Annotated in this window: 8 protein-coding genes; 1 reads left to right on the forward strand and 7 read right to left on the reverse strand. The window is 43.8% G+C overall.

The annotated features are described in order from the left end of the window. Positions 1 to 79: 79 nt before the first annotated feature. The 5 genes from EGC76_RS11685 to EGC76_RS11705 form a co-directional block, all read right to left on the reverse strand. A complete protein-coding gene (locus EGC76_RS11685; RefSeq protein WP_128353182.1) occupies positions 80 to 697 on the reverse strand; it encodes a hypothetical protein in 618 nt (205 codons plus the stop codon). A gap of 120 nt (positions 698 to 817) precedes the next feature. Then, a complete protein-coding gene (locus EGC76_RS11690) occupies positions 818 to 2,314 on the reverse strand; it encodes a serine/threonine-protein kinase (protein WP_128353183.1) in 1,497 nt (498 codons plus the stop codon). A 149-nt stretch (positions 2,315 to 2,463) separates the two neighbouring features. Then, positions 2,464 to 3,117 carry an NADAR family anti-phage protein gene (locus tag EGC76_RS11695; RefSeq protein ID WP_128353184.1) on the reverse strand — a complete coding sequence of 218 codons (654 nt, stop codon included), beginning with the start codon at positions 3,115 to 3,117 and terminating at the stop codon, positions 2,464 to 2,466. Then, positions 3,101 to 4,141 (reverse strand): phosphoribosyltransferase-like anti-phage protein, encoded by a 1,041-nt coding sequence (locus EGC76_RS11700; RefSeq protein ID WP_128353185.1) that lies wholly within the window; start codon positions 4,139 to 4,141, stop codon positions 3,101 to 3,103. The genes EGC76_RS11695 and EGC76_RS11700 overlap by 17 nt, the downstream gene beginning before the upstream one ends. 112 nt (positions 4,142 to 4,253) lie before the next feature. Beyond that, a complete protein-coding gene (locus EGC76_RS11705; RefSeq protein ID WP_128353186.1) occupies positions 4,254 to 4,844 on the reverse strand; it encodes a hypothetical protein in 591 nt (196 codons plus the stop codon). Positions 4,845 to 4,987: 143 nt separating this feature from the next. Here EGC76_RS11705 and EGC76_RS11910 point away from each other — a divergent pair, with 143 nt between their 5' ends. Next, positions 4,988 to 5,143, forward strand: a complete 156-nt coding sequence (locus tag EGC76_RS11910) for a hypothetical protein (protein ID WP_153827366.1) — start codon at positions 4,988 to 4,990, stop codon at positions 5,141 to 5,143. 183 nt (positions 5,144 to 5,326) lie between these two features. Here the strand turns inward: EGC76_RS11910 and EGC76_RS11710 are convergent, their stop codons facing one another. After that, complete coding sequence (locus EGC76_RS11710) at positions 5,327 to 6,016, reverse strand: hypothetical protein (RefSeq protein ID WP_128353187.1); 690 nt, start codon at positions 6,014 to 6,016, stop codon at positions 5,327 to 5,329. Between the two features lie 58 nt (positions 6,017 to 6,074). Next, complete coding sequence (locus EGC76_RS11715) at positions 6,075 to 7,883, reverse strand: AAA family ATPase (protein ID WP_128353188.1); 1,809 nt, start codon at positions 7,881 to 7,883, stop codon at positions 6,075 to 6,077. Positions 7,884 to 8,252: the final 369 nt, after the last annotated feature.

Here is an 8,252-nt window from a genome sequence, read left to right on the forward strand (position 1 = left end):
ACTTTAATGGTCACAACCATCTCCTGAGTTAACATCGAAAGCGGCCTCTTGAGAAAAACCGCTAGTTTACTTCAGGGGGTCAATTTTCAATTGCCGTTAGGGGGTCATTTTTACACTGCCGGTAACAATCCAGAGGCTTCGGGTTCCTTCCAGCACCAAGGCCACGCGATCTATCCTCCAAGTGCTGAGCGCTGTTCCTTACTCCTCGAAGATCGGGAAATGCTTCGCCTACCTGGCCATGCAGCTCTGCAACGATTTCCGGCACACCGTCTTCTCTTGATAAAACCCCAAGGAACTTGTCAAATGAATCAATAGCGTAGAGAAAGGCTCGAGCGTATATGAAAGGTAAATTGTGCTCGAATTCCCGTGGTTGAAATCCATTCGACCATTTTTCTCTTTTGAACCGGACTTCGGTTTTAAAATTGATCTCATCCCACTGCTCGTGCCCCGGAAACCCACCGTACTCTTGCTCTATTTCCCGCCTAATCTCACTCCTTCGTTGGGCATCTCGTTCCCAGTTTTCACGGTCAGCGACTGAGGGGCAGACAGATCTGGCTTCAGTAAACAAGTTCAGTGCAAAATTTGCCTCAAAATATTGTGATTTGAGTGATTGCAGCAGATTTCCGATTTTCCACGACCAATCCCGATCCTCACTTTCGAGCCATGTTCCAGGGGTTACGATTTCAAACACATACATTGCATATACTCCTAAGAGCATAACGCCCGCAACACCGGGCAGTTTGGAGCGCAGCGGAAAATTGCTCCGCGTGCTTGCGATTGTTATATGGCTTAACCACGACCAGTAAAACTAAAACCATCATAAGGTATTGGATATAAATTCAACTAATTCAGTAACGTCGAGCGGTTTCGCATTCAGGTTATAAATGTGCATGACACCAACATTGTGTATTTCTTTGACTAGCTCGTTACTTGTAAAGGCAAAAGGATCAGGCCTATTGTCTCTTCTCTGCCCTAAACCCGAATGTGTATTCTTCAATAAATACCAATCACCATATTCATCTGTTTCTGAGGATACCAGCACAATGTTCAAACCAGTCCTATCTGGACACTCTACTCCACCCCAAGCCATAATAGGCTTGCCTCTCATGCTAGGCTTAGTAGTATTAAGCTTTCGCTCTCCCCAAATATCATCTGCATAACCGCTCTGTAAGTCAGATTCAGTTAAGGGATGAAACCATATGTTGACAGCTTTGCCGTCAAAGGAAATTCTACAGGCCAAATCATCCCTGCCTGAAACTTCAGAAATCTTCATTTCAGCGTTTAAGCCTGAAACCTTATTGAAGTTATCTACAAACTCAGTGATTGGCTGAACTATTTCATTTTTAAATTGAAAGCTCAGAATACCATTTTTTCGCTGAAGTTCTTTGTCCTTCAATTGTTGGTCTGACAACGCCTTCTCAGCACCCAAGTCTCTTGAAATTTTATTTTTCAATATTTTGTCAATGGCCGATTTATGATCGCCCACACTTTGGACTGCACCGATAAGGTCTTTTCTCACCGCATCCCACGATTTGTAACGATTACCAGGTTTTTTTGCTATTAACTTATTAACGACAGATGCCACTTTTGGTGAAATACTTCGATTTACTTCATTCAGTGCGCGAGGGACAAATGTAAGATGTGCCTGCTCCCAATCATGCTGATTTCCAAAAGCGTGATTCAATGCAGCTATTTGATAGAAGACATGACCGATTGAGTACATATCCATTTGGATTGTGTTGGTTTCTGCCCGATAAGCCTCTGGTGCAATGTATGGCTCTGTACCCCATCCCTTAAAGGTTTTTGATCGTGTTTTTTCTTCAGCTACTTTGGCTAAGCCAAAATCCGCTATCTTAAAAGCCCCATTATCTATAAATATATTGTCTGGCTTTATATCTCGGTGGATCAATACTTCGTTGACGGCCTCCATTCCATCAATAATCTGGTGGAAAATCTCCAGACAGGCATCTTCTTCCAATAAGCTAGTCTGCTCTTTCAAAAAATCTTCTAGTGAACCATCATGAGCGAATTCCATAACAATGTACGGAGTACTAGGATCAGATAAACCGTCGTGAAAACCAAGGTAGCGAATAGTATTTCTGTGTGAAATTCTTTGTGCTTTCTCCCACTCATTAATTAATGAGCGGTGATTGTTGTCATCAGGAAGATAGTGCTGCAAAGACTTCAGTGCCAGCTTAGCGCCTCCCAACTTCTCTTCAATTGAAAAAACATGACCCATTCCTCCCTGGCCTAGGAAGCTTGATATAACATACTCTTTTCCTTCAAAATTTATACAGTCATTCACTCTAAACATTTTACCTTCCTAGTTAATCGCCCGCTCACTCTTGCACGCAATGGCCATATAACGCCCGGCTCACGCGCCGGTTTGGAGCCGCAAAGCGGCGGAAAATCGGTCGCCGTGCAGTCGATTGTTAGGGCTCAATAGCAGATAAGACGAAGCCCTTAAAACATGTCCGACTGTGGTTTTTGAACGTCCCTTGATAGATTAGCGGTGACTGTCTCGATCGGTTTACCTAGTAGCATGAAGTCAGAAATGCCAAGTGGTGGCACCGTTTTCAACACACCTTCCGTATCGTCCTTGAGTTTCTCTCTCAACTCCATCAAGAGCCTGCCTAGTACGTTCTGTCCGACCAATATATCGCCTGCATCGTCTACCAGCTTTGCCCCCCAGTAGTCATCCTTGCGTGACTGCTCGACGATAGGTTGACTCCGTGTTGCAAGCAGCAGTCGACCGAATTCCTCGTAGTTCTGCGCGAGCTTCACGCGCAGGCACCAACGCATAACTTTGTGTCTGACTTCGTCCCAATCCGGCCTTGAGTTTTTGCGATGCGGCTTGCTCTTCATCTTAGCGGTCATTGGGCTGTGCTGCCCAATGATCTCGCGCTGAACATCCGGCATGTGAGGAAAGCGGCAAGCCTGGTACAGCGCCTCTGTCGTCAATATACGGACACCGTTGATCTGCAAGGGGTAACCCGCCGCCATGTTGGACAGGCCGCCGAATGCCTCCTTTGTCTTATAGACGACGACCACCTCGCTGCGGACGTAAGTTCGCAGCTGGCTGTTCTCAGGCCGATCGACGCTAGAGCGTGAGATCATCGAAGATGTTCCTCAGAGAGGAGTAGCCCTCCCTCGGTAGGAGCGGATACCAGTGTAAGGCACCAGAGGTTGCCTCAGGATCACCCCACCACATCGCAAGAGGACAATTGTTCGGGCAATTCCGATACGTGACAAGCATGGAGCCAAAGCCGACGCCGAAAGGACTGAAGCCGAGCGGCCGCATGGAGGGCTTCGGGTTTTCGCTCATGGCCCTGATCTTGGCACCAGCGATGAAGAACTCGCTTTCCAAGACCTGGCGCCCGACCTCCGACGAGAATGGTTCAATAGGCTTTGCAGAAGGCTGCCGCGGCTCGAACGGGAATCTCGACGGCAAGGCCATGTATGTTTGAACCTCGGGCACGTTTGGGGCTGCTGTGGGCCATAGCACTCCTGAGATGTTCTTATGTGCTTTCTGGTTCTCAATCGTAAGGGCTCGCCAGTATTTGATAGAGATCTTCTTACCTGAATTCGCTATGACCCCATTTAGTTTCCGTTCTATGAGGTACTGGCCTAATGTGTGATAAGCAGCAACTATTACATGGATCCGTGCGGTCTGCGGTGCATCGTCGACAATCCATGCCTCAAGGTCATTGCCTACGCGGTTGCCGCTGAACATTACGTCGTCGAGGTATATGAAGTCGCCCCCATCTTCTCCGCAGTCATCTAGGTCGAGACCACATTCTTCTTCGAGGCACTTCGAGAAGAGCTTCAGCATCTCTTTCTGGCTCTGCCCATTCTGTTGGATGTTCAAGAAGTTTGCAGCTGACCAGTATGCTGCGGGGTCCGCCCCGGCCAGCTTCTGGTTTGTAACGAGGCGGCACAGGAAATCCTCCACATTATCTTGAGTAATGAAGGTCTGCTTAATAACGTGATTAAACTCGCGAATGAAAGGGAGCTGCTGAGCGGGCGTAAACTGCTGAAGCCAACGGTCGACATGCTCTGGCGTCGACTCGGGGAGATCTCCTTGTCGATAGGTCCTGATCTCGTTCGCGACGGAAACGAGCAGGTCATCACGTTCGCTCATCTGGTAGTCTCCTGACAATTGGTGAATAATAAATCGTCATAGTTTTTACACCTGAGGTCGGCTCATTGATAGACGACCGAGTATGCACGTGGCTGGCATACGCCCTAACGCCTCAATCAGCCGACGCGTTAGCGGTCGGCTGTATTGACTTGTTAGCCTTACTTTTAACCAGTGTAAATGAAGTTTCCAATGGGATTTCAACATTTCTTAAAGAGTCTTTCATATTAAAAAAGACCGTCCACTCTCCAAAGGGATCCCCTGCTTCACCAATGTACTTAATCACGGTTTGTGTGAGAAATATTGACATAGGGTCATCTTCCAGTATTCCCTCGGCGCACGGTACATCAATTTCATTGATTGAAAAGCTACCATTTGGCTTGATAATTTTAATGTCGCACAAGATCTTAAAATATCTATTTTCATCTAGCTTAGGATTCGCAAAAAAAGGCAAGATTGTTAATTCTTCACCAAGTTCGACTTCTTCCGCTTCTGAAAAGTGAGGGATATTCTCTTTTGGAGTATTCCATTTTTCCTCCCAGTCTTTATCAGGAGTCACCAGCAACCAACCGCCAAATCCCGAGATACTTTTTTGATTTTTCGTATTTGGTGCTTTTGCCCCATCACCTGTTCGCCAATTAAAATCCTCGGCATGAACAGCTAATGTTGTTACAAACTGTACTAAAATAACTATCAGATTTCTCATAACTTTCCTTGTAAGGCTAACATTTGTATATTGTGCGTGTGCGTTTATCAACTCGTCCAATTGATGGTTTTCAGCTCTTAACTTACTGAGCAAGCAGGCATTCCTAACTTGAAAGAATCCGAGTTAGCAAAGGCAATTTGAGCATGCTCAGTTACGCTCTACCGAGCGCACAATATCCAACCTTTATTTTTGTTATGTCATTGACAGTAAACGACTTAAACACACAACACAATAACAAAACACGCAATATCGCCGAAGTGAATGTGCCGTACATCGCTGGCGACACCATCACTTACTAATAACGCGACGGCTAGTCACTAGTTGCAGTAACCTGAAAGTCAAAAGGTCCGTTCTTCGCTCGTTGCTGACTTTTAGCTTAATACCATGAGCTGCTTTGTGCCCGGAGCGAACAATTAATGCCAAAATAAATGGCGCAAGTTTGCGAGCATCTGGCGACCGTAGTGGCGTCTTTAAGGTGTTTGTTAGATCTTTGGGTCAAACATCATGTACAAGCGTTCATCATCTTCGCCGTAATTGTCGTTGCATTTGCAGCCTAATCGGCATACACGGCGTTCAATAGGAATGTCCAAGTTACTATAAGACATGGCGAGCTTTAATGCGCCCACTGCCATACTATAAAAGTCCACATCTTCTTCGCTCGTTCGCTGTGGGTCATCTAAGACGATTCTTTTCAAGAACTTCTTAAATGGAAGCTCTCCACCGCAATGGCGGAATACTAACATTTGATCGAAAGTGCCTTTGGTAATATTGTCTTCAAGATCTTTCTTGTCTTGAAACCACCTTTGCTTTTCAGATTTCCCAGACCACTTTGTCGGGTTTAACTTCGTCACCCAGATGCGCCCCGTATAGGATCTATTTATTAGCTCCGTGTTGAAGACAAACAATACCGGTCCGTAGGCATTTGCTCTTCTAGCTCTATTATGAATGTCAACGGAATCAGCAAAGACATCAAACCAGATTCCATAACGCTTATCTAGATCATCCGAGCTTTGAGGTGTTTGTGTGATCCCAAGCCGTTCAACAGTTCCCCTAGACAGCAAAGAGCGAGACCGAAGAAATTGACATGCGGTCGCAACGCTATTTGCGTGATGCAACTCATCAATTCCTTTATCCATTAACGCATCAAAAACATGCTTCGAAGGTATATCCACAGACGCTCCTTGAAAAATCTAACGCCGCATTCAGCGGCTTGTCCGCTGCAATGCTTTGTTACCCATTGATTATGTTCTCGATAATCCTAAAAGCCGTTTCAAACTCTGAAAAATCTTTAGCTGTTCCGTTTTGACATAGCCAATTACACATATTACCTTTTTCATCCTTATTGACAGCCTTTGAAGCAGGAGTATTTAATTCCACTCCTCTAACTCTTTTCTTGCTTCCTTCTTGAAAATCAATGAATTGTGGATTGCTCGTTTCGAGACTATCAATTGTGGCGTTTGAAAATAAGTTTTCTATTCCAACTGGGATAGGGTTATTTTGAACTGATGGCAATACTCGTTTAAATACAAGGTTTTTTTGAGCATCCTGTTTGTTTGTGTCACAGTCGTACAGGAGTATTATTTTATTGGGGACCACTTCTGAAACAGAGTTGTTATAACTTCTCCAAATTTTATCTAAGTTTCCAAATCCATCCCCATCTTTTAACTGTACCCTGTCCAATACATCCGTTCTACCCAGTAGCTGAGCAGCCTTTTTTAGGTAACGAATATCATAATCACCCTCTACAAATACAATTGGTTTTGCATTCTGCTTAATCTCAGAAATAATTTCTTCTCGGTGTCTTGTGGTTTCTTTAAAAGCTTCGTAGGCAGATACAAATTCAGAAAAGTCACTCGCTGAAACTCTCTCACCATTTGGCATATTGATTATTTCAAAGCCTTCCTCCCCAACTGCTTTCTCCATCCCAAGAAGAAAAAGCGGAGCATGAGTTGTAATAACAAACTGGACATTCGGGAATGACTTAATCAGCTCAGGGAGGACCTCTTTCTGATGGATTGCATGAAGGTGCGAGTCGATCTCATCAATTATTACTATTCCTTTAATATCATTGAGGCTTTCAAGTTTTCCTTCTGAAAGATCATAGTCTCTAATAATTGAAAGGAATAAATTAATCAGCTGAACTTCGCCAGTGGAAAGTTGAAATAAATTTGGAACCCAAACCTTTTCATCTTTCATTATCGAAATTTGGCGATTCTTTCTAGTGCCAGCCCCAAGTCTAATATTTCCACTTTCTTTTAGGATGACCCGTATTACCTTAAGGACAGCCTCGTAGAGGCTCGAACTTGGACCTTGATAACCAGCAAAAACTGGAACCATAGCAGGTTGTTGATTCCCTGGTGCCGGAAGCGTTACTTGTTGAGTTCGTATTTCAAATGCTTGTCTATCAAAAATCAGGTCAAGCAGCCAATTAATATTATTCTTCAAAGGTGAAGTACAGATAATTTCCCTATTCGAATATCCAGATATTCTTTTAAGCTCCGTGTAGCTTGCTTTAGCCTTTAAATTCATTAAATTTAGCCACGCAGGTTCTTCGAATCTATTCACGGGGAAATATAAACAACACTGCTGTGCGAAAATTTTCTTCGTATTTTCTTGGTGTTCATGAAAGTTAGCAGTGAAATGTGAGTTTTCTGAACTTTGAATCTGATTCCATTCGTTTCTAAGCGGCGTATAGCCGAGGTCGCTCTCAAAGTTTGCTCTTGAACGTGCAAGTTGCCATTCCTGTACTTTTTCTCCAGACTCAAACTCTACACTTGAAAATGAGTACGCCTCACCGGATTTTATATAGTTGGGACTTCTATATTTAAATACTTTGCCTTTCTCAACTTCAACATCCTCATATACTTCTTGCTTTCCTACCATTAGAGCATTCACGAGGTGAGACAGAAAAATACTTTTTCCTGACCCATTTTCACCGACGATGATGAGAGGTTTTGGACTTTTCCCAACTTTAGGGAACTCCACACATAAATGAGTTATGGGTCCCAAATTATCCATTTCTAATTTCTTAAAAATCATTCGATATCTCGATAGTCATGGCTAACATTTTTATACTGTGCATGCTCAATTAGATTCTAACGAGCACACAATAACCAACTTTGATTTTTTATTATGTAATTGACAGTAATCGACTTAAATACACAACACAATAACAAAACGTGTAATACCGCAGAGGTGTGTACCCTACCTTATTCGGTGTCATCGAAACTTACCAATGACAGAGAGCCGAGAAATCAATTAGGTTAGGCATAAGTTCTAACGTCCGCTTCACGCCCTGAGACTTTCAGCAAGTTTTTTATGCCATCAATAAAGGCGATTGTCTCTCTCGTAATGCTTTTAAATATCTTGCTTCATCGTAACGTGTTTTCGTTTTCCAGCAACAGTAGA

This window comes from Pseudidiomarina gelatinasegens, assembly GCF_004025325.1.
Classification (GTDB): Bacteria; Pseudomonadota; Gammaproteobacteria; order Enterobacterales; family Alteromonadaceae; genus Pseudidiomarina; species Pseudidiomarina gelatinasegens.